General features: G+C 68.9%; 22 protein-coding genes and 1 pseudogene. 9 read left to right on the top strand and 14 right to left on the bottom strand.

Going from position 1 to position 24,169, the window contains the following annotated elements:
* Positions 1–475: 475 nt before the first annotated feature.
* Together Q8Q77_RS06940 and folP are read left to right on the top strand one after the other, a co-directional pair.
* Positions 476–1,660 (top strand): annotated as a pseudogene (locus tag Q8Q77_RS06940) (ATP-dependent metallopeptidase FtsH/Yme1/Tma family protein); the annotation flags it as partial.
* A gap of 73 nt (positions 1,661–1,733) precedes the next feature.
* Complete coding sequence (gene folP, locus Q8Q77_RS06935) at positions 1,734–2,534, top strand: dihydropteroate synthase (RefSeq protein ID WP_305582508.1); 801 nt, start codon at positions 1,734–1,736, stop codon at positions 2,532–2,534.
* Here the strand turns inward: folP and Q8Q77_RS06930 are convergent.
* From Q8Q77_RS06930 to Q8Q77_RS06915, 4 genes are read right to left on the bottom strand one after another with little or no spacing between them, the layout of a single operon-like run.
* A complete protein-coding gene (locus tag Q8Q77_RS06930) occupies positions 2,518–3,258 on the bottom strand; it encodes an SDR family oxidoreductase (RefSeq protein ID WP_305582506.1) in 741 nt (246 codons plus the stop codon). The genes folP and Q8Q77_RS06930 overlap by 17 nt on opposite strands.
* 23 nt (positions 3,259–3,281) lie before the next feature.
* Positions 3,282–3,779 carry an SRPBCC family protein gene (locus tag Q8Q77_RS06925; protein WP_305582504.1) on the bottom strand — a complete coding sequence of 166 codons (498 nt, stop codon included), beginning with the start codon at positions 3,777–3,779 and terminating at the stop codon, positions 3,282–3,284.
* Positions 3,776–4,282, bottom strand: coding sequence for an SRPBCC family protein (locus tag Q8Q77_RS06920; protein WP_305582502.1), 507 nt, complete (start codon positions 4,280–4,282; stop codon positions 3,776–3,778). The genes Q8Q77_RS06925 and Q8Q77_RS06920 overlap by 4 nt, the downstream gene beginning before the upstream one ends.
* On the bottom strand, positions 4,279–4,581 hold the full coding sequence (locus tag Q8Q77_RS06915) for a helix-turn-helix transcriptional regulator (protein ID WP_305582500.1): 303 nt from the start codon (positions 4,579–4,581) through the stop codon (positions 4,279–4,281). Before Q8Q77_RS06915 ends, Q8Q77_RS06920 begins: the two co-directional genes overlap by 4 nt.
* A 110-nt stretch (positions 4,582–4,691) precedes the next feature.
* Here Q8Q77_RS06915 and thiD point away from each other — a divergent pair, with 110 nt between their 5' ends.
* Together thiD and Q8Q77_RS06905 are read left to right on the top strand one after the other, a co-directional pair.
* Complete coding sequence (thiD, locus tag Q8Q77_RS06910; RefSeq protein WP_305582512.1) at positions 4,692–5,498, top strand: bifunctional hydroxymethylpyrimidine kinase/phosphomethylpyrimidine kinase; 807 nt, start codon at positions 4,692–4,694, stop codon at positions 5,496–5,498.
* Positions 5,495–6,064 (top strand): nucleotidyltransferase family protein, encoded by a 570-nt coding sequence (locus tag Q8Q77_RS06905; RefSeq protein ID WP_305582498.1) that lies wholly within the window; start codon positions 5,495–5,497, stop codon positions 6,062–6,064. Before thiD ends, Q8Q77_RS06905 begins: the two co-directional genes overlap by 4 nt.
* Here the strand turns inward: Q8Q77_RS06905 and Q8Q77_RS06900 are convergent.
* The 5 genes from Q8Q77_RS06900 to Q8Q77_RS06875 all read right to left on the bottom strand — a co-directional run bounded on the left by Q8Q77_RS06900 (position 6,061) and on the right by Q8Q77_RS06875 (position 11,725).
* Positions 6,061–6,504, bottom strand: a complete 444-nt coding sequence (locus Q8Q77_RS06900; protein WP_305582497.1) for a GNAT family N-acetyltransferase — start codon at positions 6,502–6,504, stop codon at positions 6,061–6,063. The genes Q8Q77_RS06905 and Q8Q77_RS06900 overlap by 4 nt on opposite strands.
* An 8-nt stretch (positions 6,505–6,512) precedes the next feature.
* Positions 6,513–8,207: an ATP-binding protein gene (locus Q8Q77_RS06895; RefSeq protein ID WP_305582495.1), complete on the bottom strand. Its 1,695-nt coding sequence runs from the start codon at positions 8,205–8,207 to the stop codon at positions 6,513–6,515.
* A 159-nt stretch (positions 8,208–8,366) separates the two neighbouring features.
* Complete coding sequence (locus Q8Q77_RS20700; RefSeq protein ID WP_371130424.1) at positions 8,367–9,017, bottom strand: hypothetical protein; 651 nt, start codon at positions 9,015–9,017, stop codon at positions 8,367–8,369.
* Positions 9,018–9,278: 261 nt separating this feature from the next.
* Positions 9,279–9,707, bottom strand: coding sequence for a hypothetical protein (locus Q8Q77_RS06880; RefSeq protein WP_305582493.1), 429 nt, complete (start codon positions 9,705–9,707; stop codon positions 9,279–9,281).
* A gap of 116 nt (positions 9,708–9,823) precedes the next feature.
* Complete coding sequence (locus tag Q8Q77_RS06875) at positions 9,824–11,725, bottom strand: ATP-binding protein (protein WP_305582491.1); 1,902 nt, start codon at positions 11,723–11,725, stop codon at positions 9,824–9,826.
* A gap of 317 nt (positions 11,726–12,042) precedes the next feature.
* Between Q8Q77_RS06875 and Q8Q77_RS06870 the strand changes: the two genes are divergently transcribed.
* Together Q8Q77_RS06870 and Q8Q77_RS06865 are read left to right on the top strand one after the other, a co-directional pair.
* The gene (locus Q8Q77_RS06870) at positions 12,043–12,309 is read left to right on the top strand and encodes a hypothetical protein (RefSeq protein ID WP_371130423.1); all 267 of its coding nucleotides are present in this window, start codon (positions 12,043–12,045) and stop codon (positions 12,307–12,309) included.
* 64 nt (positions 12,310–12,373) lie between these two features.
* Positions 12,374–12,811: a hypothetical protein gene (locus Q8Q77_RS06865; protein ID WP_305582488.1), complete on the top strand. Its 438-nt coding sequence runs from the start codon at positions 12,374–12,376 to the stop codon at positions 12,809–12,811.
* Here the strand turns inward: Q8Q77_RS06865 and Q8Q77_RS06860 are convergent.
* Entirely contained in the window at positions 12,808–13,701 is an 894-nt protein-coding gene (locus Q8Q77_RS06860) for a DMT family transporter (RefSeq protein ID WP_305582486.1), read from the bottom strand. The genes Q8Q77_RS06865 and Q8Q77_RS06860 overlap by 4 nt on opposite strands.
* A 173-nt stretch (positions 13,702–13,874) precedes the next feature.
* Here Q8Q77_RS06860 and Q8Q77_RS06855 point away from each other — a divergent pair, with 173 nt between their 5' ends.
* Complete coding sequence (locus Q8Q77_RS06855; protein WP_305582484.1) at positions 13,875–15,044, top strand: phosphoserine transaminase; 1,170 nt, start codon at positions 13,875–13,877, stop codon at positions 15,042–15,044.
* An 85-nt stretch (positions 15,045–15,129) separates the two neighbouring features.
* Complete coding sequence (serA, locus tag Q8Q77_RS06850; RefSeq protein WP_305582482.1) at positions 15,130–16,704, top strand: phosphoglycerate dehydrogenase; 1,575 nt, start codon at positions 15,130–15,132, stop codon at positions 16,702–16,704.
* 51 nt (positions 16,705–16,755) lie between these two features.
* On the opposite strand, the gene Q8Q77_RS06845 is transcribed toward serA, so the two are convergent.
* Positions 16,756–19,074, bottom strand: coding sequence for a S8 family peptidase (locus Q8Q77_RS06845; RefSeq protein WP_305582480.1), 2,319 nt, complete (start codon positions 19,072–19,074; stop codon positions 16,756–16,758).
* Between the two features lie 300 nt (positions 19,075–19,374).
* On the opposite strand from Q8Q77_RS06845, the gene Q8Q77_RS06840 reads away from it, so the two are divergent.
* A complete protein-coding gene (locus Q8Q77_RS06840; protein WP_305582478.1) occupies positions 19,375–19,506 on the top strand; it encodes a hypothetical protein in 132 nt (43 codons plus the stop codon).
* On the opposite strand, the gene Q8Q77_RS06835 is transcribed toward Q8Q77_RS06840, so the two are convergent.
* The 3 genes from Q8Q77_RS06835 to Q8Q77_RS06825 all read right to left on the bottom strand — a co-directional run bounded on the left by Q8Q77_RS06835 (position 19,503) and on the right by Q8Q77_RS06825 (position 24,169).
* A complete protein-coding gene (locus Q8Q77_RS06835; protein ID WP_305582476.1) occupies positions 19,503–19,766 on the bottom strand; it encodes a MoaD/ThiS family protein in 264 nt (87 codons plus the stop codon). The genes Q8Q77_RS06840 and Q8Q77_RS06835 overlap by 4 nt on opposite strands.
* Positions 19,763–20,890, bottom strand: coding sequence for a sialidase family protein (locus Q8Q77_RS06830; protein ID WP_305582474.1), 1,128 nt, complete (start codon positions 20,888–20,890; stop codon positions 19,763–19,765). The genes Q8Q77_RS06835 and Q8Q77_RS06830 overlap by 4 nt, the downstream gene beginning before the upstream one ends.
* Before the next feature lie 63 nt (positions 20,891–20,953).
* Positions 20,954–24,169 (bottom strand): error-prone DNA polymerase, encoded by a 3,216-nt coding sequence (locus Q8Q77_RS06825; RefSeq protein ID WP_305582472.1) that lies wholly within the window; start codon positions 24,167–24,169, stop codon positions 20,954–20,956.

The following is a 24,169-nucleotide window of genomic DNA, read 5'->3' as shown; positions in this document are numbered from 1 at the left end:
AGCTCGTTTTTTTGAGGGGCAGTGTGGTACGGGAAGTAAAAACAAACATATTCCAGCGCACCTATGGACTGCCTCAAAGGAGGAGTTTCTCGGCTTCTTCGAGGGGTATTCTCGCGGAGACGGTTACCACACTTCGGAAGGAAAACTTTCTATCACGTCGGTGTCCTACAAAATGATTCGAGAACTTGCATGGCTTTGCGCCCTTCATGGGATACAAGCAGGGGTGCGTAAGACACTTGCTCCAGCGCGAGTTATTCGCCCCGGTGGAAAGCTCGTTTCTGAAAGCATTGCGTGGAACTTGATCATCGGTAAATCGGCTAATCCATTTAGAAAGTACACCGGTACCAAAAATCAGTTCAAGCGACCTGTAATAACTTCAGTCACCAAGCGAGCATACGATGGATATGTATATGATTTATGCGGGTGCGAAAACGAAGCGTTTTTTGGTGGAGAAAAGCCAATTTTGTTCCACAATTCGCGCGTGCGCGATCTTTTCCAGACGGCCAAAAAAGCCGCGCCCGCGATTGTATTTATCGACGAGATCGACGCGGTGGGGCGCGTGCGCGGCACGGGTGTGGGCGGTGGCAACGACGAGCGCGAGCAGACCCTCAACCAGCTCCTGGTCGAGATGGACGGCTTCGACCCGTCGGAAGCCATCATCGTCATCGCCTCAACAAACCGTCCCGACGTGCTGGACCCGGCCCTGCTGCGTCCGGGCCGCTTCGACCGCCAGGTGGTGGTGTCCAACCCCGACATCGGCGGCCGTGAGCGCATCCTGCGCGTCCACATGAAGAACGTGCCCCTGGCCGCCGACGTGGAGGTCAGGACCATCGCCCGCGGCACCCCGGGCTTCTCCGGCGCGGACCTGGCCAACCTGGTCAACGAAGCCGCCCTGATGGCCGCCCGCAAGAACCGCCGCATGGTCACCCAGCGCGACTTCGAGGACGCCAAGGACCGCGTCATGATGGGCGCCGAGCGCAAGTCCATGGCCATGACGGACGACGAAAAGCGCCTGACCGCCTATCACGAAGGCGGCCACGCCCTGCTGGCCCTCAACGTCCCGGCCAGCGATCCGGTGCACAAGGCCACGATCATCCCGCGCGGCCGGGCGCTGGGCATGGTCGTGCAGCTTCCGGAGCGCGACCAGCTCTCCATGTCCTACGAACAGATGACCTCGCGCCTGACCGTCCTGATGGGCGGCCGGATGGCCGAGGAGCTGATCTTCGGCAAGGACAAGATCACCTCAGGCGCCTCGTCCGACATCGACCAGGCCTCGCGCCTGGCCCGGGCCAAGGTCACCAAGTGGGGCTTCTCCGACAAGCTGGGCGTGGTGTCCTACGGCGAGAACCAGGACGAGGTGTTCCTCGGCCACTCGGTGTCGCGCACCCAGAACGTCTCGGAAGAGACCGCCCGGCTGATCGACGAAGAGGTCAAGCGCCTGGTCCAGGGCGGCTTCGACGAGGCCCGCCGCATCCTCACCGAGAAGCTCGAGGAGCTGCACACCCTGGCCAAGGCCCTGCTGGAATACGAGACCCTCACCGGCGACGAGATCATCAACGTGCTGAAGGGCGTCGCCCCCAGCCGCGAGGACGCCGATCTCAAGCGGCCCTCGGGCCCCTCGGTCTCGGTGCCGATCTCGCCGCGCCCCGAACCGGCCTAGCTTCCGGCTTCCACCATTCTCCACGCCCTCTCGATCCTGTATCGGGAGGGCGTTTTCATTTGAGGCGAGCGCGATGGCGAAGGTCATGGGGGTGGTCAACCTCACCCCCGACAGCTTCTCCGACGGGGGCCGGTTCCTGGCGCCCGACGCGGCGCTGGTCCAGGCGCGGCGGCTGATCGCGCAAGGCGCCGACATCCTCGACCTGGGCGCGGAGTCGACGCGGCCGGGCGCCGCGCCGGTCCCGGCCGAAGACGAGATCGCCCGGCTGGTCCCGCTGATCGCCGAGATCCGGGCCCAGAGCGCCGTCGCCATCTCGGTCGACACCATGAAGCCCGCCGTGGCCCGCGCCGCCGTCGCCGCCGGCGCCGAAATCTGGAACGACGTCACGGCCCTGGGCTTCTCGGACGACGCCCCAGCGGTCGCAGCCGAGCTCGGCTGCGGGGTGGTGCTGATGCACATGCAGGGCGAGCCGCGCACCATGCAGGCCGATCCGCGCTACGGCGACGTGGTCGGGGAGGTGGCCGAGTTCCTGAGCGCCCGCGCCGAGGCGGCCATGGCGGCGGGGGTGGCGCGCGAGAAGATCTGGCTCGATCCCGGCGTCGGCTTCGGCAAGACCCTGGCGCACAACCTGACCCTGCTGGCGCACATGGACGCGATTGTCGCCCTGGGCTTCCCGGTCCTGCTGGGGGTCAGCCGCAAGCGGTTCATCGCCGCGCTGGACCCGGTCGCCGAGCCGGCCGATGCGCGGCTGCCGGGCTCGCTCGCCGCGGCCCTGGCCGGCGTCCAGGCCGGGGTGGCCGCGCTCCGGGTCCACGACGTGGCGGAGACGGTGCAGGCGCTGAAGGTCTGGGACGCGATCAGCCGCGCCCGATGAAGGGCATCTTGGTCGCCATCACGGTCATGAACTGGACGTTGGCGCCCGGCGGCAGGCCCGCCATGTAGACCACGGCGTCGGCCACGGCCTTGACGTCCATCAGCGGCTCGGGAGCGAAGGTCCCGTCGGCCTGGGGCACGCCCTTGGCCATGGCGCCGGTCATCTCGGTGGCGGCGTTGCCGATGTCGATCTGGCCGCAGGCGATGTCGTAGGCTCGCCCGTCCAGGGAGGTCGAGCGGGTCAGGCCGGTGATGGCGTGCTTGGTGGCGGTATAGGCCACCGAATAGGGCCGCGGGACATGGGCGGAAATCGAGCCGTTGTTGATGATCCGGCCGCCGCGCGGGGCCTGGGCCTTCATGATCCGGAACGCGGCCCGGGTGCAGAGGAAGGCGCCGGTGAGGTTGACGTCCACCACCCGCTTCCAGGCCTCCAGGCTGAGGTCTTCCAGCCGTCCGCCGGCGGAGGCGCCGGCGTTGTTGAACAACAGGTCGAGGCGGCCATACGCGCCCCGCACTGCCTCGAACAGGGCGTCGACCTGGCCCTCGTCGGATATGTCGGTGGGAACCGGCAGGGCGCGGTCCGGTGCGTGGGCGGCGGTGGCCTGGAGCTGTTCGGCCCGGCGCCCCGCCAGCACCACCTTCCAGCCGGCGTCCAGCAAGGCCAGCGCCGCGGCGCGTCCGATACCCGAGCCCGCGCCGGTGACGAGTGCGATCCTGTCTGTCATCGGCTGAGGTTAGCAGGGCGCGCTCAGAGCGGAAGCCGGTCCTTGTAGCGTTCGAGGACCTGGTTCTCCCGGCCCTGGGTCCAGGCGGTGCGCTGGCCGTCCGCCGCGCCGGCCAGGCCCTCCAGGTGGGTATGCCAGCCGCCGACGACGCCGCTGGCGACTTTTCGCGACAGGGCGGTCTGGGTGAGGGTGAGGCGGCAGCCGTCGCCATCGGGCTCCAGGGCGATCCGCACGACCGAGTGCGGATGCTCGGGGTCGGGCCAGGTGTATTCCAGCAGCCGAGGCGGCTGCAGGACGGTGATGGTTCCATCCGTCCCGTACCCGCCCGGAAAGCGCAGCCGATATCGGCCCCCCACCCTCAGGTCCACGTCCGCCTCGGCCAGCCAGTCGGCGATGCGCTCGGGCACGGTGATCGCCGCCCAGACCTTCTCGATCGGCCTGGCGATCCGGCGTTCGAAGCTGACCTCGTAGGTGTCCCCGGTCGCGGTCACGATCCCCAGGGCGTCGTCGGTCAAGGTCATATGCTCACCCCCACCGCCGCCAGCCGGTCCTTGTAGAGCTGCAGAACCACCTTCTCCTGCTCCATGGTCCAAACGAAGCGCACCCCCTCGATCGCGCCGGGAATCGCATCCAGGAACACATGCCAGCCGGCGATGCTCTCCACATACTTGGCCGGCAGCCCGCTTTGGGTAAACCGCAGCCGGCATCCGTCGCCGTCCGGCTCCAGCTCGTAGCGGATTATGGCGTCCGCATGGTCGGGATCGGGCCAGGTATGGGCCAGCCGGCGCAGGGGCTCGTACTCGACGATCACCCCTTCGACCGGCGTCTCCTCCGGCGAGAACCGCAGCCGGTAGTGGCCGCCAAGCCGCAGGTCGAGCTCCACGAGGGCGAACCAGTCGGCGATCCGCTCGGGAGTGGTGATCGCCGCCCAGACCTTGTCGACGGACTTGGCGATCTGCCGCTCGAACACGAGCTCGAAGGTGTCGCCACTGCGCGACACGGTTCCCAGGCGAGCCTCGTTCATTGTTCGCGCTCCAGGTGCGCCTCAAGGGCGTCGAGCTTGTCAGCCCAGAAGTGACGGTAGGGTTTCAGCCAGACGTCAAGCTCGACGAGCTTGCGCGCCTCCAGCCGGTAGACCCGCTGCTGGCCTTCGGCCCGGACGCTGACCAGCCCGGCCTCGCGCAGGGCTTTCAGGTGCTTGGAGACCCCCGGCTGGCAGAGGTCCATGGCGGCCACCAGCTCGCCCGCCCGACGCTCGCCGGCCCGCAGCAGGTCAAGCAGGCGGCGTCGATTGGGTTCGGCCAGGGCTTCGAACGGGGTCATGCGGTCATATTCCGATCTAGAAATATAACTGTCAAGGCATATGATGTTGGATGTGGATGACGGCGCAAATCCCGATGCATTTCGCGGTCGGTCACGCTACCTCCAACGGCATGTCACAGAACAAAGGCCGCGTGTTGATCATCGCCGGCTCCGACTCCGGGGGCGGGGCGGGGATCCAGGCCGACATCAAGGCCGTCACGGCCCTGGGCGGCTATGCGGCCACGGCGATCACCGCGGTGACGGTGCAGAACACCCTGGGCGTCACCGGGGTCCACCCCATCCCGGTCGCGATCGTGGCGGCCCAGGCCCGGGCGGTGCTGGACGATATCGGCGCCGACGCCATCAAGACCGGCATGCTGGGTGACGTCGCCATGGTGGAGGCCGTGGCGGCCCTGCTCGACAGCGCCCACGACGTCCCGGCGGTGATCGACCCGGTGATGGTCGCCAAGGGCGGGGCGAGCCTGCTGGCCGCCGAGGCGGTCGCGGCGGTCCGGACCCTGCTGATCCCGCGCGCCGGGCTGCTGACCCCCAATGCGCCCGAGGCGGAAGCCCTGACCGGCCTGCCGGTCGCCACCACCGACGACCTGCGCCGCGCCGGCGAGGCGCTGCTGAAGCTGGGCGCGCGGGCGGTGCTGATGAAGGGCGGCCACGTGGACGGCGCGCGCGTGGTCGACGTGCTGATGACGGCGGACGGCGAGACCAGCTTCGAGGGCGAGCGGATCGACACCCGCCACACCCACGGCACGGGCTGCACCCTGGCCTCGGCCTGCGCCGTGGGCCTGGCCCAGGGCATGGGCCTCACCGAGGCGGTGGCGCGGGCCTGGGCCTATGTGAACGAGGCCATACGCCGCGCGCCGGGCTTCGGGGCGGGCCACGGTCCGCTGGACCACGGCTGGCCGCTACGGGAGAAACGATGAGCCAGGACCTGACCGCGCGGCTGGACGCCATCCTGCGCGCCGCGCCCAGCCTGATGCGGGTGATGGAGACCGCCCGGGAGCTGGACCTGCCGGACGCCTTGCTGTTCTCCGGCGCGATCTATCAACGCGCCTTGAACCACCTGACCGGCCGCGATCCCGACTATGGGATCAAGGACTACGATCTCGGCTATTTCGACCCCGACACCAGTTACGAGGCCGAGGACGTGGTGATCAAGCGCGTGGCCGCGGCCTTCGAGCCGCCGCTGCGCGAGATGGTCGAGGTGCGCAACCAGGCTCGCGTCCACCTGTGGTTCGAGGGCAAGTTCGGCGAGCCCTACGCGGCGCTCGGCTCCAGCGCCGAGGCCCTGGGCCGTTTCACCAGCGCGACCTTCGCGGTGGGCGCCCGGCTGGAGCGGGACGGGCGGATGACCATCGTCGCCCCGTTCGGGCTGGAGGACATCTTCGCCCTGCGCCTGCGGCCCAATCCCACGTGCCAGACCAACGGCTTCCTGCGCACCGCGGAAGCGGCGCAGCGGCGCTGGCCCGAGCTGACGATCGAGGCCTAGAGGTAGCCGTTCCCCCGGATCTCCATCCAGCGGTCAGGGCCGGTGAGCGGGACGAAGCCGTACTGGGCATAGAGCCCGTGGGCGTCCCGGGTGGCCAGGTGCAGGCGGCGGAAGCCCTGCATGTCCGGATGGTCCCTCAGATAGGCGATCATGGCCTTGCCTAGGCTCTTGCCGCGATAGGCCTCGCCCACGAAGACGTCGCAGATCCAGCCGAAGGTCGCCCGGTCGGTGACCACCCGGGCCATGCCGCCCATGGCGCCGTCCGGGGCGTAGGCCCCGACCACCAGGCTGTGGTCCAGGGCCTTGTCGAACAGGGGCCGCGGGATGCCGGGCGCCCAGTAGCTCTCGCGGGCGATCCAGCCATGGGCGACGTCGCGGTCGAAGCGCGCCGCCTCGTCGCTCACGACGAAGCCGTCGGGCGTGCGGGTCTCGTGGGGCATGTGGGTCCTCAGGCGGTCAGGGCGGTGGGCGGGGCCTGGTCGGTCAGCACCGAATCCATGGCTGCGAACAGCTCCTTAGCCTCCACCGGCTTCATGACGAAGCCGCTCATGCCCGCGGCCTTGCAGGCGGCCATCTCCTTGGGCGCGACTGAGGCCGTGAGCGCGATGACCGGCGTCGTGCGGTTGGGCCCGGGCTCGGCGCGCAGGCGCCGCACGGCCTCCATCCCGCCCATGCGCGGCATGTTGAGATCCATCAGCACCAGGTCGAAGGGGCGGGCCGCCAGCTGTTCCAGGGCCTCGACCCCGTCATGGGCCACGGCGATCTCGTCGCAGGCGGCCTGCAGGATCAGGGTGAAGGCGCGGCGGTTGACCTCGTGGTCGTCGACGATGAGCAGGCGCAGGTCGCGACGTTCCTCGCCGGCCACGACGGTGTCGACCCGCGCGGCGACAGGTGGAAGGCGCAGGCCGAGATGGAAGGCCGCGCCCTGGCCAAGGGTGCTGTCGACCCCCAGGTCGCCGCCCATCAGGCGGGCCAGTTCGCGGCTGATATTGAGGCCCAGGCCCGTACCGCCATGGGTGCGCGCGATGCTGTCGCTGGCCTGGCCATAGGGCGTGAACAGGCGGGAGATCTGCTCGGCGCTCATGCCGGGCCCGGTGTCGATCACCGAGAGGGTCGAGGCGCCGTCCCGGTCGGCGGTGAACTTGAGGGTGACGGAGCCGGCTTCCGTGAACTTGAGCGCGTTCGAGAACAGGTTATTGAGCACCTGCCGGATGCGGGTGGGGTCGCCCTCCACCCAGGCCGGGATCGCGCGCGCGCCCTCGAGGCGAAAGCGCAGGTTACGCCGGCGGGCCTCCGGCGCCCAGAAGCGGACGGTCTCCAGCATCAGCCGGCGCAGGGCGAAGGGCGTGACCTCGACCCCCATCTTGCCGGCCTCGATCTTGGAAAGGTCGAGCAGGTCGTCCAGCAGGGCGCGCATCATCCGCGCCGAGGAACCGATCAACTCCAGGCTGGAGCCCCGCGCGGCGGCGGCCTCGGCCCGGCCGGCCTCGGCGGCGCCGGCCAGGATGGCGCTGATGGGGGTGCGCAGCTCGTGGCTGACCATGGCGACGAAGGCGGACTTGGCGGCGTCGGCGGCCTCGGCCCGGGCGCGCGCCTCGCCCTCGGCGATCAGGGCCCGGGCGGCCGAGCGCCATATCATCACTGTGCAGCTGACGATCAGGGTCGCGGAGATGGCCAGGGCCACGGCGTGGTGGACCTGCGCGCCCACCGTGATCGCGGCGAACGGCATGGCGGCGAGATAGACGGCGAAGGGCCAGGCGCTGGCGGCGAAGGCCTGGAGTGATTTCTGGCTGGTGAGAGCGGTGTTCAACAGGCCGCCGCACATCAGCACGATCCCGCAGACCAGACCCCAGGACCCATCCATGACCGGGCCCATGGCGCCGTACGCGCCGAACACCACGGCGTTGGCCGACAGGAGCGCCAGGCCGGCGCGGGTCGGCAGATGGCGGCCGCTGCTGAGCAGGAGGTGTTCGAAGACCTGCAGCGCTATGTAGACGGCGAACCAGCCGAAGGCGAACGGCCAGCCTACGGTCGACCCGAACCCGGCCAGCATGGCCACGGCGACCCCGATGCGGAAGCGCGCCTGGGACCGCCGCGCGGCCAGGACGTCCATCAGGTCGGGAGAGGTGTGGGCGGGCGCCATGACGGGCCTTCGGAGGTTGATTCGGGGAGTGTGCGCGCTAGCTGCTAACCGCCCGTAAACCGACGTTCGCCGACTACACGTGAAAAAGGGGACAGCCGCGAGGCTGTCCCCATTCCGCTCTCCCCGTCCCGGCGTCGCCGACGGAAACGGCTCCAAGCCTTAGCGGCGCTCGCCGTAGCCTTGGCCGTAGCGGTCGCCGTCAGTGCGCTCCATGCGGATGCGCAGCTTCAGCGTGTCGAAGCGTCGATCCAGGTCGGCCCGCTCCCAGGTCGAGAGGCCGTTGGCGCGATAGCGGTTCTCCAGACGGGCGATGGACTGGAACTCGGCCCGCAGCCGCATGGCCTCGCGGCGAGTGATCGAGCCGTTGCGGACACCCTGGTCGATGCGGCGGTCGAGCTGCATCTGGCGCTGGTTGATGTTCATCCAGCGGCCCTGGTTGTCGCGCCAGTTGTTGTTGTCCCAACGGTCGGGGCCTTCGTCGCGGTCGCCGCGGGTCTGGCTGTCGTTGCGGTCGTAGCGGATGCGGCTCGACAGGGCGTCGAAGCGGCGTTCCAGGTCGGTGCGCTCCCAGGCCGACAGGCCATCGACGCGGTAGCGGGCTTCCATCTGGGCGACGCCGCTGAAGGCTTCGCGCAGTTCGCGCGCCTCGATGCGGGTCAGGTCGCCGGAGCGCACGCCGGCGTCGATGCGGGCGTCAAGACTGGCCTGGCGTTCGTTGATCGAGGTCCAGGCTTGGGCCGAAGCCGTCCCCGCCGACAGGGCGAGCACCGAGGCGGCGGTGGCGGCGATTAGGGTCAGGGTCTTGTTCATAATCAACTCCTCGAACAGGTCGTTCCTCTGAGCTCCACCCGGTATGGCGGTCACAACGACCAGCCTGGCGATTGGTTCAGTTGGCGCGACCCTGGAATGGGCTGCGCATCGTCGTGACGACGATGCTGGAGCCATAGGGTCACAGGCCGCCTGACCCGGACCTGAGGCTGTCGTTGTGCGGGGTTCATCGGCTCGGGGCCCAGCGGCGCAAACGAAAAACGCCCCCGCCGAAGCGGGGGCGTCCGACGCTCGTCCTGAGTGCTAGCGGCGATAGTCGTCGCCGTAGCCGTAGCCGTAGCGCGGGTCGTCCTGGCCCAAGCGGCGGGCGAGGCGGTTATAGCGTTCGTCGATGTCGCGACGCTCCCAACCGCTGAAGCCGTCGCGGCTGTAGCGCATGGCGAGCCGCTGAGTGGCGACCACCTGCTGGCGCAACCACTGGGCGGTGCCGCGGCTCACCTGGCCGTTGCGCTCGGCGCGGGCGATGTGCGCCATCAGGCGTTCGACGCGGGGCCCGGCGACATTGCCGCGGTCATAGCGGTCATAGCGGTCATAGCGGTCATCACGGTCATAGCGGTCGCCGCGATCCTCGTAGCGATCGCCACGGTCGTAGCCGCCATAGTTCTGGGCGGCGGCGGGGGCGGCGGCGGTCAAGGCGGCGACCGCGGCCATTGAAAGCAGTATCTTTTTCATAGCGTCCTCCTTGGACGTCGACGACGCCGGGGGAAGGCGACGTTGAGACCAAGAGAACCATTTCAAACCTGAAAGGCTCCTGAGGCGGCTGTTGTCAGATGTTCAGCTAAGCGCCGTCAGGCCGCGGCCGTCGCCGCCTGGGAGGTGCCGGCGGCCGCTTCGCTGAGCGCGCGGCTGATGGCGTCGTAGAGCTTGGCGATCTCGATCGGCTTGGCCACGTGGCCGTCCATGCCGGCGGCCAGATACTCCTCGACCTGGTGGGAGAGCGCGTTGGCCGTGAGCGCCACGATCGGCGTGCGCGGGCGGCCGTGCTCGACTTCGGCCGCGCGGATCGCGCGGGCGCTGTCGATGCCGTCCATGACCGGCATCTGGATGTCCATGAGGATCAGGTCGTAGGCGCCGTCGCGCCAGGCCTCGAAGGCCAGCTTGCCGTCGGCGACGATGTCGATCTCGATGCCGAGCGAGCCCATGACCGCGGCCAAGACCTGCTGGTTGGTCGGATTATCCTCGGCGGCCAGCAGGCGCAGGGCGCCTTCGTCGGTGTCCTCGGCGGCGGCTTGAACCACGGCGACGGGCTGGACGGGCGCTTCGCCCCGCTGCAGCGGCAATTCCACGGTGAAGACCGAGCCGTGGCCCTCGCGGCTCTCGACCGAGATCACCCCGCCCATCATCTGGGTCAGCTCGCGGCAGATTGCGAGGCCCAGACCGGTGCCGCCGAACCGGCGGGTGGCGGAGTTATCGGCCTGGGTGAACTTCTCGAACAGGGCCGCCTGCTTCTCACCGGCGATGCCGACGCCTGAGTCGCGGACGGTCAGGCGCAGGTCGCCGCTGTCGGGCGCGATGTCGAAGGTCGCGCTGACCTCGCCCTGCAGGGTGAACTTGACGGCGTTGGAGAGCAGGTTGCCCACCACCTGGCGGATGCGGTCGGCGTCGCCGCGCCACGCGCCGCGCGCCTCTTCGGCGACGTCGACCTTGAAGGACAGGCCCTTGCGCTCGGCCACCACCGCGAAGCCTTCGCGAGTGGGCGCGATGGCGCTTTCCAGATCGAAGTCGTCGACCAGCAAGGTCAGCTTGCCGGCCTCGATCTTGGACAGGTCCAGCACGTCGTTCAGCACGGCCAGCAGGAGCCCGCCCGACTGGCGGATCACGTCCAGGCGCTCGCGCTGCACCTGGGTCAGGTCGCCCATGGACATGACCTCGGCCATAGCCAGCACGCCGTTGAGCGGCGTGCGGATCTCGTGGCTCATATTGGCCAGGAACTGCGATTTCAGGACATTGGCGGCGTTGGCGGCGTCGCGGGCCTCGACCAGCTCGCGCAGGGTGCGCTGCAGGGCCTGCTCGCGTTCGTCCAACTTCGCCAAAAGGTGGTTGAAGCTGTCGGTCAGGCTACGGAACAGCGCGTCGTCGGCCGCAACCTCGACGGGCGCGAAGCTGCCGCTTCCAGCGACCTCGTGCATGGCTTCGGACAGTTTCTGCACCGGCGCAATCACCCGAGAGGCGAGTCCGCGCGCCAGGAACAGGGCCACACCCACGCCACCGAAGAACAGCGCACCGGTGAGCGCGATGAACTGCGGGAGCAGGTCGGTGAGCCGTGGCGTCTCCGCCGTCATCACCAGTTCGCCCACCTGGACGCCGCCCGACTTGACCGGTGTGCGGATGGTCTCGGTCTCCAGGGCGTTGGCGCCGCCGGCCCGGGCATAGGTGCTCATCGCCCGGCCCTGAGCGTCCAGCAGCTGTGCGGAGATCACGCGATCGGCCCGCGCCAGGGCGGCGACGGACGAGCGAGCGGCGGCCGAATTCCTTGCCGCCAGAGCCGGCGCCGCGGCGCTCGCGGTGATCTCCGACAGGGCGACGTGGCTCTGATGGGTCTGCTCGCGGGCCACCGCCCACTGCTGCAGCATGAAGGTCAGGCAGGCGGCGACCAGCACCACCACGGTGGTGATCAGGGCCACGCCCGCCACCCGCGCATGGAAGGTCGCGTGGTGGGCCGTACCGGTCTTGCGAGGCTGGTCGGTCATGGCGCTCGTTCAATCTGAGCGCTTTACCTAGTCGATTTCCCCTAACGGTTTGCTTCCACGGCCCCGCTCCGGCCTCGCCTCTCGCGGGAATCGGGCCGATTCTGTTGCCTTTCCGACACAGTCACAACCGGTGCGCGCACTTGTCGCGGTGAATCATAGTTAACCGATCGTGAATCTATTAGACGGCTCTTAACCCCTGGTTTACCTTAGTTTCCGGTAAGTTAATTTCCTCGGAGGGGTTTCCCATGGAAAAGGCGTTTGTCGCACAGCGTGTCGCGACCAAACTGTTCTCGACGGAAGCGGCTGTTGACCAAGCCATGGTCGAAGCCACCGAACTGATGGCCGAAATTCTGAAGGCCCGTAAGGACGTCAACGCCTCGCTCGTCTTCGCCGACGACGTGCAGGTGAAGTTGATGGAAGCGATCAAGTCGCTCAGCGAAGCCCGTTCGGGCATGGTCGCGGTCCACCACGAGCTGGCCGAAGCCAAGCTGCGCCTCGGCGTCCGGATCAAGATGAACGGCTGGGAGCAGAAGACCTTCCTGGGCGCCAAGTCCGAGCCCGCCGTCATGCGCGACGTCGGCTAACGGCCGACTTTGGTTGCAATAGTTTAACTGGTGTCGCGCCCCTAATTAGAGTTAGGGGCGCGACATGCTGTTTCTGACGATCATATTCTGGACGCTCACAGGCTTGGCCTGTGGCCTCGCCGTCTGGAAGGGCGGTGACGCGGAACGCTTCGGCGGCGCCCTGATCCTGACCTTCGCGGTGATCTGGGAAGCCACGGCCTTCCTGCCCGAAGGCATTCGTCCGACCCTTCAGCTCGTCTTCGATTTCCTGACGGCGCTCGGCCTGCTGGCCATCGCCGTGCGCTACGCCAGCCTCTGGCTGGGCGGCGTGCTGCTGTTTCAGGCGCTACAGTTCAGCCTGCACTCATTCTATTTCGTCACCAAGAAGCCGCACGACAACCTGCACGCCGTGGTCAACAACAGCGTCTTCCTGGCGATCCTGACCTGCCTGGCCGTCGGCACGCTCGTCGCCTGGCGCCGCCGGGTGGTGGCGCAGGCCAAGGCCGGAGCCGTCGCGGCCTAGATCTCGGCCCGCCGCCGTTCCAGGGTCGCAAGCGCCACCCCCGCCAGGATCAGGCCGAGCGCCGCGAACGCCATCCAGCTCGGCCGCTCGCCCAGGAACGCCATCCCTACCGCCGTAGCCCAGAGCGGGGCCAGGTAGATCGACAGCGAGACGAACAGCGGCCCGCGCCGCTGGATCAGGAACACCCAGCCGATGGTGGCCAGGCCCGCGGGGAAGACGCCCTGGGCTATGACTGCGATCAGGGCGGGCAGCGGCGGCCAGGCCGGCAGGGGTGCGGTGAACACCGCCGCGGCCGTGGCGTAGGCCGCGCCCCACAGCGACATCATCAAGGCGCCGGCGGTCGCCGCCACGGCGGGCGCGTGTTTGGTCACCACATTGGCCACGGCGTAGAGCGCCGCGGCGCCCAGGGCCGCCATCATAGCCACCGCCTCGATCGTCAGGCCGCCCATCAGCTTGGGGGCCAGAAGCACCGCCAGGCCGACAAAGCCCAGCCCGACCCCCGCCGTGCGCTGCAGGGTCAGCCGGTCGCCGGCCACGAAGACATGGGCCAGGGCGGCCGTGAAGATCGGCGAGGCGCCGTTGCACATGGCGTTCACCGCCGAGGGCAGGCTCTGGGCCGCATAGGCGAACAGGATGAAGGGCGCGGCCATCCCGACCAGGCCCACGACCGCGTAGAACCGCCAGGCCGGGTCACGCAGGGGCGGCAGCTTCTGGCGCTGGATCGCCAGCACGACCGCCAGGGTCGCCACCGCGATCCATAGCCGCAGGGCCGCGTTCCAGACCGGCGAGATGTACTCCACGGCGATCTTCAGCGCGGCGAAGGCCGAGCCCCAGGCGATGACGAGGAAGGCCATCACCAGCCAGTCGATCGGTTGCGGGCGGCTCGTCATCCATCCTTGAGATCACGGGTCGCGCCGCGCTCCAAGCGCTCGCGCTGTCAGCTTCTCTCACATCGAGTTTCGAAAACTTTCACTTGCCCTGGAGGTCAAACCGGGGTTTCTCCGCGCCGGGCCACGCCCCCCCAACGGGGCGCTGCTCATCTGTAAGGATGGGAGACATCGCTATGACGACCCTCGCTAAGCCGGCAATGCGCCCGGCTCGCCCCGAGTTTTCTTCCGGGCCCTGCGCCAAGCGCCCCGGGTGGAATCCTCAAAATCTCCAGAACGCCGTGCTCGGCCGCTCGCACCGGTCGAAGCCGGGCAAGGCGCGCCTGCAAGAGGCGATCGACCGCACCCGCCAGGTGCTGGAGGTTCCGGAGGACTACCTGATCGGCATCGTGGCCGGTTCCGACACCGGCGCCGTCGAGATGGCGATGTGGTCGATGCTGGGCCCGCGCCCGGTCCAGCTCCTGGCCTTCGAGAGTTTCGGCAAGGACTGGGTCACCGACGTGACCAAGCAGCTCAAGCTGCCGGCCGAGGTCTTGGACGCCCCCTATGGCGAACTGCCGGACCTGACCAAGGTGCGCCCCGACGCCGACCTGGTCTTCACCTGGAACGGCACCACCTCGGGGGTCCGGGTCCCCAACGCCGACTTCATCGCCGCCGACCGTGAAGGTATCGTGATCTGCGACGCCACCAGCGCCGCTTTCGCCCAGGAGCTCGACTGGGCCAAGCTCGATGTGGTGACCTTCTCCTGGCAGAAGGCCCTGGGCGGCGAAGGCGCGCACGGCGTGCTGATCCTCTCGCCCCGGGCGGTCGAACGCCTGGAGAGCCACACCCCGGCCTGGCCGATGCCCAAGCTCTTCCGCATGACCAAGGCCGGCAAGCTGTCGCGCGACATCTTCGAGGGCGCCACCATCAACACGCCCTCCATGCTCTGCGTGGAAGACGCCATCGACGCGCTCAAGTGGGGCGCTTCGATCGGGGGCCTCGCCGAGATGCAGCGCCGGGCCGACGCCAACCTCGGCGCCCTGGCCGACTGGGTGGCCCGTACCGACTGGGTGGAGTTCCTCGCCGCCGAGCCCGCCAACCGGTCGAACACCTCGGTCTGCCTCAAGGTGGTCGACGTCCGGATCACCGCGCTCTCCGACGACGCCCAGGCCGACTTCGCCAAGAAGCTGGCCGCCGCGTTGGAGAAGGAAGGCGCGGCCCTGGACATCGGCGGCTATCGAGACGCCCCGGCCGGTCTTCGGATCTGGTGCGGCGCCACGGTGGAAACCTCCGACCTCGAGGCCCTGACGCCCTGGCTCGACTGGGCCTTCGCCTCGACCCTCGAAGCGCTCCAGACCGCCTGAACCTGCTGATCCCGCGTCCCCCTCGCGCCCGGATTCCGGCCGCGCCGGGGACGCCTACTCCTTATCCTGCCAAGGACACCGCCCCATGCCCCGCGTACTGATCGCCGACAAACTCAGCCCCGCCGCCATCGAGATCTTCAAACAGCGCGGCGTCGACGCCGATGTGAAGACCGGCCTCTCCAAGGAGGAACTGCTCAAGATCATCGGCGACTATGACGGCCTGGCCGTCCGCTCGGCCACCAAGGCCGACAAGGACGTCATCGCCGCCGCCGCTAACCTCAAGGTCATCGGTCGCGCCGGCATCGGCGTGGACAATGTCGACATCCCCGCGGCGACGTCGAAGGGGATCGTGGTGATGAACACCCCCTTCGGCAACTCGATCACCACCGCCGAGCACGCCATCGCCATGATGTTCGCGCTGGCCCGGCAGCTCCCGGCCGCCGACGTCTCCACTCAGGCCGGCAAGTGGGAGAAGAACCGCTTCATGGGCGTGGAACTCTACGCCAAGACCCTCGGCCTGATCGGCGCCGGCAATATCGGCGGCATCGTCGCCGACCGCGCCAACGGCCTGAAGATGAAGGTCGTGGCCTATGACCCGTTCCTCTCGGCCGAGCGCGCCGTGGAGATGGGCGTGGAGAAGGTCGAGCTGGAGGAGCTGCTGGCCCGCGCAGACGTCATCACCCTGCACACCCCGCTCACCGACAAGACCCGCAACATCCTGTCGGCCGAGAACCTGGCCAAGGCCAAGAAGGGCGTGCTGATCGTCAACTGCGCCCGCGGCGGCCTGGTGGACGAAGCGGCCCTGCGCAAGGGCCTGGACGACGGCCACATCGGCGGCGCGGCCTTCGACGTCTTTGTCGAGGAACCGGCCAAGGACAATGTGCTGTTCGGGGCGGTGAACTTCATCGCCACCCCGCACCTGGGCGCCTCGACCATGGAGGCCCAGGAGAACGTGGCCCTGCAGGTCGCCGAGCAGATGAGCGACTACCTGCTGACCGGCGCGGTCTCCAATGCGCTGAACAGCCCCTCGGTCACCGCCGACGAGGCCCCCAAGCTGAAGCCCTTCATCGCGCTGGCCGAACGCCTGGGCGCCTTCGCCGGCCAGATGGTCGATGTCGAGGTCAAGGCCGTGGACATCGCCTATGAGGGCGAGGTCGCCAACCTCAACACCCGGCCGCTCACCGCAGCGGCCCTGGCCGGCGTGCTGCGGCCGATGCTGGAAGACGTGAACATGGTCTCGGCCCCGGCCGTGGCCAAGGATCGCGGCATCACGGTCTCGGAGAGCAAGCAGGACGACAGCCCGATCTATGAGAGCCTGGTGCGGATCACCGTCACCACCTCGCTCGGCAAGCGCTCCTTCGCGGGATCGGTCATGGCCGGGACGCCGCGGGTGATCGAGGTCAAGGGCATGGACCTGGACGCGCCGTTCGGCACGACCATGCTCTATGTGAACAACCTCGATAAGCCGGGCTTCATCGGCGCGCTGGGGGCCCTGCTGGCCGACAGCGGCGTCAATATCGCCACCTTCAACCTGGGCCGGGTGTCGGCCGGCGAGGACGCCATCGCCCTGGTCGGCGTCGACCAGAACCCCACCGACAGCCTGATCGCCAAGATCCGGGCTCTGCCCCACGTCAAGGAAGCCCGCACCCTGCGGTTCTAGACTCATCCCGGCGACGCCGTTCGCACGGCGTCGCCGGACTGGTCGCTGCGGTCAGGCCTTGCCGCGGTCCTTCCCGTCATAGCGCTCCGACTTTCCGGGGAAGCGCCAGGTCACGCGGCCGACCTCGCGGTTCTTGTAGAGCTGGCGGACCGCGATCTCGTAGCCGTGCCCGCGGGCCTCCTCGGGTATCGAGACCAGCAGACGGCACTCGGCCATCGACTTGGCGTGCAGGATCGCCTGGCCGATCGGCTGCACGCCGTGCGGGTTGAGCGGAATGCGCGCCACCCGGCGCTTTTCGTCATGCTGGACGCGCACCGGGTGCGGACGCAGGGCCTCGGCCAGCCATTCCGGCGCTTCCAGGATGGCCCGGGAGCCCTTGGGCAGCCGTCCGATGGTCTCCAGGGCGAACCGGCGGCTGGTGTCGAAGGCGCCGGGGGCCAGGAAGGGCAGGGCGTGGAAGCCTGGAGGTCCCTCGGACGACGGCGGCCCGGCGACGACATTGAAGTTCCGCCAGGCGACGTTGTTGTTGTTCTCCACATAGGTGACGAAGTTGTCGAAGGTCCCGAAGGCCGCCGGATCGGGCTTCGGGTCGAGCGGCGAGCCGGCCACGGCGACGAAGCAGTAGTGCCCCGGGCCGGGGATGGCGGCTTCGGGCCAGGTGACCGCGCCCGACACCGTCAGGACGTTGCCGGTGGCCAGGCTGGGCAGGCTGATCGAGCCGATGAAGTTCCACAGGTTGGGCGTCACCAGCGTGGCCGGCGGCGACCAGTAGAGATCGACGTCGACGGGCGACGCCGCCGAGCCGCCGCGGTTCTGCAGGCGCACATAGAGGGTGTGGTCGTGACCGGTCTCGACCACCTGGGACAGGTTGACGTCGTTCTCGGTCCCGCTGCCCTCGCCGAAGGCCGCCTGCGGATCGGCCACCGGCGCGTGGCGGACGATGATGTCGGGGCTCGACGAGACCATGCCCGAGGTCGGGTCCCCGGTGTCGCCCACATAGTCGCGCAGATAGGAGTCCGGGGCGAGGTTCAGGTGACCGTTGGTGATGATCGCGTTCAGATTCGGCATCACCCCGATCAGGTCGGTCGCCGGCGTCGCCGACGGCGTGCCGTCCATCCGCAGGATCTCGCGCAGCTCCCGCGGACTGAACCGGTAGCCGAGCGAGGCCTCGGCCATGCCCTGGACGATCAAGGCGGCCCCGACGACGATCGGCGAGGCGCCGGAGGTGCCGTTGAAGCCGGTCGTGTAGAGGGTGTTGGCCGTGCCGGCGCCGTTGGTGGCCGTGGTGTCGATGTTCTCGCCCCAGGCGTAGCAGTCGACCCGGGCGCCGAAGTTCGAGAAGCCCAGCCGCACGTGCGGGCTGGCCGAGGAGGCCGCGCCGACCATGATCGCGCCGGAGTCGCGGAAGTCCGCCGAGGTGCGGTCGAAGATCCGGTCTCCCGCCAGGTTGGTGTAGGCGTCCAGGTCGTAGCCGCCGTTGCATCCAGCCTCGACGATCACGATCCCCAGGGCCGAGCCCAGGCGGATGGCGTCGTAATTGGCGTCGGCGATCTCCACCGGCCAATAGTACTGGCCGCCGACCGGATCGGTCTCCTGGGCCTCCAGCAGCAGGACGTCGCCGAAGGCCATGTTGGCCACCGCGTCGACGATGGCGTCGGCGGTGTTGTAGCCGCTCGGGCGATGCTGGGAGATCACCCGGCCGGTCGCCGCCGGCGCGATGCCGACCCCGCCCAGCATGTTGTCGACCATCAGCACTTCGCCCAGCACCGAGGTGCCGTGGGAATAGTAGGCTGTGTTGGTCCCCGAGATCAGGGTGACCCCAGCGGCGGCGAGGTCCTCATGGTTGAGGTTCCAGCCCTGCTCCAGGTCGACGAAGCCGATGCCGGCCCCATCGCCGCCTGCGAACGCCCAGGCATGGCGCGCGTCGATGCCATTAGGCGCGGCGTCCAGATAGCCCTGGTTGGTCGAGCGCGGATCGTCCAGCGGGTTGACCAGCGGCGGCGGCAGCGGCCGGATCACATAGGCCGTCTCGACCTCCTTCAACTGGCGGATCGCCAGGGCCAGGCCCTCGGCCTCGACGTCCTCGGGGCAGGTGATCTGCGTCCAGAAGTTGAAGTCCGTCGGCTCGTAGGTGGGGTCGTTGCGGCGCGCGCGCTCGACCAGATCGTCCAGCCGGCCGCGCGAACTGGACTCGAACAGCGGCTTGATCTTCAGCGGCTCGGCGCCGTGGCGCGTGCGTTCGAGCAGGCCCTCGACGCCCCTCAGAGCGCTCGGCGGCTTGTCTCCTATCGCGCGGAATTTCACCGCGATGCTGAGGGGGCGGTCCTCGTCCCGTTCCTTGGGGTGACCGTTCGATCCACGCGTAGCCATGGCGTCTTCCCTTCTGGGAACAGTCGCAAGTCCGCGATCCGGCCGGAGCGCAGGCGGCGACGTTCATGTGAGGGTCTCGCGAGCGCAGCTGGGCCCGGCCAAGAGGTCACGACGGGAGTGGCGAGATGGTCGGCAGCTTGCTCCCGGACCGTGAGGTTGTCGGAAACAACTGCAACGGCGGGACGCTACCGCGCACAAAAGTTAAACGCAACCCGTGCGATATGCTCAAGCTCAACTTATAGAGGCGATAGGGTTACCCCCGTCTCAACGCCTGGTCATCCATCGCCGAAAGACCGCCCCATGCCCGAGAAATACACCCGACTCATCCCCGGCGGCCGCGGGCTGGCCAAGGCTTGGATCGCGGGCCGTGAGGCGATCACGGCCGTCCGCCTTCCCGTCACCCCCGAGCCGGACGAGATCCTGCCCGCCTAGCCGCCCGAGAGGGCTCCGAAGATCAGCACCTCGTCGGTCGGGGCCACGGGCAGGGCGATGTTGGGCGCGCGGTCGCCGTTCCTGAAGATCCGCATGTGGCGGCGGATGCGGTCCTGTTCGTCCACCACGCGGAACTTCAGCCCCGGAAAGCGCCGGTCGAGGTCGTCCAAAACCTCGGCGATACTGTCCCCCGCCGCGGTCAGCCGGCTGACGCCGTCGGTGTAGGAGGTGAGCTGCGAGGGGATGAAGACCGCGGTCATCGCAAGGGCGCCGCCGACACCGAATAGATCTCCGGCAGGTGGGCGGCGATGGCCCGCCAGCTCCCGCCCTCGTCGTCGCTCATCCAGAGCTCGCCGCCGGTGGTGCCCAGATAGAGGCCCACCGCGTCGGCGGCGTCGGCGCAGAAGGCCTGGCGCTTGACGGTGAACCAGCCCTGCTCGGCGGGGAACCCCCTGTCCTGGCGTTCCCAGCTCTGGCCGGCGTCGCGGGTCCGGTAGACGGCCGGCTGGCCGCCCGGGCTGGTGCGCGGCCAGACCTTGGTGCCGTCCATTGGGAAGACCCAGGCGGTGTCGGCCGCGCGAGGGTGGGGAACGATGGTGAAGCCGATGTCGCCGATCTCCTTGGGCATGGCCTCGCCGATCCGGTCCCAGCGTTCGGCGGGCCGGTCCAGCCGGTAGATGCCGCAGTGGTTCTGCTGCCAGAGACGGTCGGGCATTGTGGGAGCGAGCGCGATGTAGTGGGCGTCCTGACCGTATTCCGGATAGGGGTCGGGCAGGAAGCTGGCCTCCACTCCCTGGTTCAGCGGCGCCCAGTCGCCGCCCTGGTCGTGGCTCTCGAACACCCCGGCGGTGGAGGTGGCGATGTACATGTGGCGCGGGTCGCGCGGGTCGATCTGGATCTGGTTCAGCAGCGCCCCGTCCGGCGTGCTGTCGCCCTCCGGGCACCATTTCCAGTACATGGGATGGTCGTTGAAGCCGGCCACGCCGTCCCAGGTGACCCCGCCGTCGGCGCTGCGGAACAGGCCGGGCGGCGAGGTTCCGGCCCACCAGACGCCGGGCTCGCTGGCGTGGCCGGGCTCCAGCCAGAAGCTGTGGCCCACCGACCGCGCCGGGCCCTCTTCGCCGAGGGCCTTCGGGAAGGCGGGCGGGCGTGCGGCCTCGGTCCAGGTTGTCCCGTCGTCGGTCGAGCGGAAGATGGTCGGGCCCAGGTGGCCGGTCGAGGCGGCCATCAGCAAGGTCCTGCCGTCGCGGGGGTCGAGCACCAGGTGGTTGACGATGTGGCCCAGGAAGATCGGCCCCTGCACCGACCAGGCCTTGCGGGCGCCGTCGCTGCGATAGATCCAGGCGCCCTTGCGGGTGCCGACGAGAAGCTGGGTGGCGGACATGGCGTTACCCTTTCTCCGAGATGACAGAGGATTCGCCGGGGCCGCGGCGCGGTCAAGCACGGCTCAGTGGAAGTCGCGGCTGCGAACCAGGGCGCCGGAGACCTTGTTGTGGATTCTGGGGGGCTGATCCTCCCCGTCCTTCATCTCCGCCAGCCGGTGCGAGAGGTCGGTGAAGCGGCGGGCGACGATGTGGACCACGTTGTCGGCGCACTGCACCTGGCCGTGGATCATCAGGAACGACGCGCTCATCACCAGCCGGCGGTTGGCGTCGAAGGCGTCCTTCCAGACCACGATATTGGCGATCCCGGTCTCGTCCTCGAGGGTGAGGAAGGTGACCCCCTTGGCGGTGCCCGGCCGCTGGCGCACCAGCACCAGGCCGCCCACCGTGACCAGCCGCCGGTCGGGGGTGCGGACGAGGTCCTTGGCGGGAATCGCGCCGTAGTTCTTCAGGGTCTCGCGGAAGAAGCCGACCGGATGGGCCTTCAGCGACAGGCTGGTGGTCCGATAGTCCTCCATCACCTCCTGGGGCAGGGCCATCAGGGGCAGTTCGACCTGGTGCTCCTTCACCCCCATGGCCGCCAGCAGCGGCGCGGTCTTCAGGCTGCCGGTCTCGTCGGCCAGGCCCTTCACCGCCCACAGGGCCTGGCGGCGCGAGAGGCCCAGGCCCGCGAAGGCGTCGGCCTCGGCCAGCAGCTCCAGCGACCGCCGCGTGAGCCCGGCCCGCACGGCGAAATCGTCGATGCTCCGCACCCCCGCGTCGCGGGCCGCGATCAGGCTCCGGGCCTCCTCCTCGTTCAACCCCTTGACCTGGCGCAGGCCCAGCCGCACGGCGCGCAGCCGGCCGGGCTTGGCCGCCGGTTCCAGGGTGCAGTCCCAGTCGCTCTCCAGCACGTCGGGGGAGCGCACCTCCACCCCATGCTCGCGCGCGTCGCGGACCAGCTGGGCCGGCTGGTAGAAGCCCATGGGCTGGCTGTTGAGCAGGGAGGCGCAGAAGGCGTCCGGCCAGCGCCATTTCACCCAGGCCGAGGCGTAGACCAGCAGGGCGAAGCTGATCGCGTGGCTCTCCGGGAAGCCATAGGAGCCGAAGCCCTTGATCTGCTCGAAGCAGCGCCGGACGAACTCCGGGTCATAGCCGCGCGACTCCATGCCGTGGATGAACTTGGTCTCGTACTCCCCGACATTGCCGTGGTGGCGGAAGGTGGCCATGGCGCGGCGCAGGCCGTCGGCGTCGTCGTCCGAGAACTTGGCCGCCTCGATGGCGATGCGCATGGCCTGTTCCTGGAACAGCGGCACGCCGAAGGTCTTGCCCAGGATGGATTTCAGCTCGTCCTGGGGATGCGGCGGGGCGGGATGCGGATAGTCGATCAGGGTCGGATCGTTGCGGCGCTTCAGATAGGGATGGACCATGTCGCCCTGGATGGGGCCGGGCCGGACGATCGCCACCTCGACGACCAGGTCGTAGAACTTCCTGGGCTTGAGCCGGGGCAGCATCGACATCTGGGCCCGGCTCTCCACCTGGAAGACGCCCAGGGAGTCGGCCTTGCACAGCATGTCGTAGACCGCCGGGACCTCCTGGGGGATGTGGGAGATGTCGGTGATCTTTCGTCCCACGGTCTCGTCGTCGGCGGGGATCATCTCGAAGCTCTTCTTCAGGGCCGTCAGCATGCCCAGCGCCAGGATGTCGACCTTCATCAGGCCGAGCGCGTCGATGTCGTCCTTGTCCCACTCGATGAAGGTGCGGTCCGGCATGGCGGCGTTGCCGATGGGGACGGTCTCGTCCAGCCGCCGCTTGGTGAGGACGTAGCCCCCCACGTGCTGCGACAGGTGGCGGGGGAATTTCAGCAGCTGGGTCGCCAGGCTCACCGCCCGGCGGACCTCCGGGTTCTCCGGATCGAGCCCCGCCTGGCGGACATGGCCGTCCGGCACCTCTTCGCCCCAGCTGCCCCAGATGGCGCCGGCGAGCGCGGCGGTGACGTCGTCGGTCAGGCCCAGCGCCTTGCCCACCTGGCGGATGGCCATGCGCGGCCGGTAGTGGATGACCGTGGCCACGATGGCCGCGCGATCGCGCGTGTAGCGGCGATAGACGTACTGCATCACCTCTTCGCGGCGGGCGTGCTCGAAGTCGACGTCGATGTCGGGCGGCTCGCCGCGCTTCTCGGAGATGAAGCGCGAGAACAGCAGGTCCTGGTCGTCCTTGGTCGGATCGACCGCCGTCACGGCCAGGCAGAAGCAGACGCAGGAATTGGCCGCCGATCCCCGGCCCTGGCAGAGGATGCCCTCGCCCCGCGCCCAGGCGACGATGTCGTGGACGGTGAGGAAGTAGTTGGCGAAACCGAGCTTCTCGATGAGGTCGAGCTCGTGCTGGATCGTCGCGCGCTCCTTCTCGCCCATCCCCTTGTCGAAGCGGGTCTTGGCGCCTTCCCAGGTCAGGTCGCGCAGGTGCTGGATGGCGGTCTTGCCCGGCGGCACCGGCTCGTCGGGATATTCGTAGCTGAGCTGGGAGAGGTCGAACTCGACCCGTCCCGCGACCTCCAGGCTGTGTTCCACCGCGCCCGGAAAACGCGCGAACAGCCGGGCCATCTCGGCCGGCGATTTCAGGTGCCGCTCGGCGTTGGCCTCTAGCCGCAGGCCGGCGTCATGGATGGTGCAGGTCTCGCGGATGCAGGTGACCACGTCCTGCAGGGGCCGGCGTTCGGGGACGTGGTAGAGCACGTCGTTGGTGGCGATCATCGGCGCGCCGCTGGCCTGGGCCAGGGCCGCCAGGTGTGAGAGCCGGTGCAGGTCGCGAGCGCCGTAGGGTCGCGAGGCGGCCAGCCAGACATCGCCGCGCAGCTCGCCCGCGATCCGCTTCAGGTCGCGCTCGAAGGCCTCGTCCAGGCGGGCGGGCGGGACCACCAGGACGAGCTGGCCCGCCGCGTGCTGGGCGAAGTCCTCCCAGTGCAGCTCGCATTCGCCCTTCTCCGACCGCCGCTGGCCGACCGTGAGCAGGCGGGTCAGGCGGCCATAGGCCTCTCGGTCGGAGGGATAGCAGAGCAGGGACGGCGTCCCGTCGGCGAAGTCCAGGCGGCAGCCGGTGAGGGCGCGGATCTTGGTCCCACCCTGGCCCAACCGCTTCATCTCCGACCAGGCCCGGACGACCCCGGCCAGGGAGTTGCGGTCGACGATCCCGATGGCGTCCATGCCCAGGCCGGCGGCTGTGAAAACCAGCTCGTCCGGATGCGACGCCCCGCGCAGGAACGAGAAGTTGGTGGTGGTCTGGAGCTCGGCGTAGCGGGTCAT

It is taken from the genome of Phenylobacterium sp., from assembly GCF_030698145.1.
Lineage (GTDB): Bacteria > Pseudomonadota > Alphaproteobacteria > Caulobacterales > Caulobacteraceae > Phenylobacterium.
This window is presented reverse-complemented; position numbering and strand designations above follow the sequence as displayed.

Bases quoted from the DNA above. Each gene is read 5' to 3' on its own strand.
- folP (WP_305582508.1), top strand. From the start codon at position 1,734: ATGGCGAAGGTCATGGGGGTGGTCAACCTCACCCCCGACAGCTTCTCC.
- Q8Q77_RS06930 (WP_305582506.1), bottom strand. From the start codon at position 3,258: ATGACAGACAGGATCGCACTCGTCACCGGCGCGGGCTCGGGTATCGGA.
- Q8Q77_RS06925 (WP_305582504.1), bottom strand. From the start codon at position 3,779: ATGACCTTGACCGACGACGCCCTGGGGATCGTGACCGCGACCGGGGAC.
- Q8Q77_RS06920 (WP_305582502.1), bottom strand. From the start codon at position 4,282: ATGAACGAGGCTCGCCTGGGAACCGTGTCGCGCAGTGGCGACACCTTC.
- Q8Q77_RS06915 (WP_305582500.1), bottom strand. From the start codon at position 4,581: ATGACCCCGTTCGAAGCCCTGGCCGAACCCAATCGACGCCGCCTGCTT.
- thiD (WP_305582512.1), top strand. From the start codon at position 4,692: ATGTCACAGAACAAAGGCCGCGTGTTGATCATCGCCGGCTCCGACTCC.
- Q8Q77_RS06905 (WP_305582498.1), top strand. From the start codon at position 5,495: ATGAGCCAGGACCTGACCGCGCGGCTGGACGCCATCCTGCGCGCCGCG.
- Q8Q77_RS06900 (WP_305582497.1), bottom strand. From the start codon at position 6,504: ATGCCCCACGAGACCCGCACGCCCGACGGCTTCGTCGTGAGCGACGAG.
- Q8Q77_RS06895 (WP_305582495.1), bottom strand. From the start codon at position 8,207: ATGGCGCCCGCCCACACCTCTCCCGACCTGATGGACGTCCTGGCCGCG.
- Q8Q77_RS20700 (WP_371130424.1), bottom strand. From the start codon at position 9,017: ATGAACAAGACCCTGACCCTAATCGCCGCCACCGCCGCCTCGGTGCTC.
- Q8Q77_RS06880 (WP_305582493.1), bottom strand. From the start codon at position 9,707: ATGAAAAAGATACTGCTTTCAATGGCCGCGGTCGCCGCCTTGACCGCC.
- Q8Q77_RS06875 (WP_305582491.1), bottom strand. From the start codon at position 11,725: ATGACCGACCAGCCTCGCAAGACCGGTACGGCCCACCACGCGACCTTC.
- Q8Q77_RS06870 (WP_371130423.1), top strand. From the start codon at position 12,043: ATGGTCGAAGCCACCGAACTGATGGCCGAAATTCTGAAGGCCCGTAAG.
- Q8Q77_RS06865 (WP_305582488.1), top strand. From the start codon at position 12,374: ATGCTGTTTCTGACGATCATATTCTGGACGCTCACAGGCTTGGCCTGT.
- Q8Q77_RS06860 (WP_305582486.1), bottom strand. From the start codon at position 13,701: ATGACGAGCCGCCCGCAACCGATCGACTGGCTGGTGATGGCCTTCCTC.
- Q8Q77_RS06855 (WP_305582484.1), top strand. From the start codon at position 13,875: ATGACGACCCTCGCTAAGCCGGCAATGCGCCCGGCTCGCCCCGAGTTT.
- serA (WP_305582482.1), top strand. From the start codon at position 15,130: ATGCCCCGCGTACTGATCGCCGACAAACTCAGCCCCGCCGCCATCGAG.
- Q8Q77_RS06845 (WP_305582480.1), bottom strand. From the start codon at position 19,074: ATGGCTACGCGTGGATCGAACGGTCACCCCAAGGAACGGGACGAGGAC.
- Q8Q77_RS06840 (WP_305582478.1), top strand. From the start codon at position 19,375: ATGCCCGAGAAATACACCCGACTCATCCCCGGCGGCCGCGGGCTGGCC.
- Q8Q77_RS06835 (WP_305582476.1), bottom strand. From the start codon at position 19,766: ATGACCGCGGTCTTCATCCCCTCGCAGCTCACCTCCTACACCGACGGC.
- Q8Q77_RS06830 (WP_305582474.1), bottom strand. From the start codon at position 20,890: ATGTCCGCCACCCAGCTTCTCGTCGGCACCCGCAAGGGCGCCTGGATC.
- Q8Q77_RS06825 (WP_305582472.1), bottom strand. From the start codon at position 24,169: ATGACCCGCTACGCCGAGCTCCAGACCACCACCAACTTCTCGTTCCTG.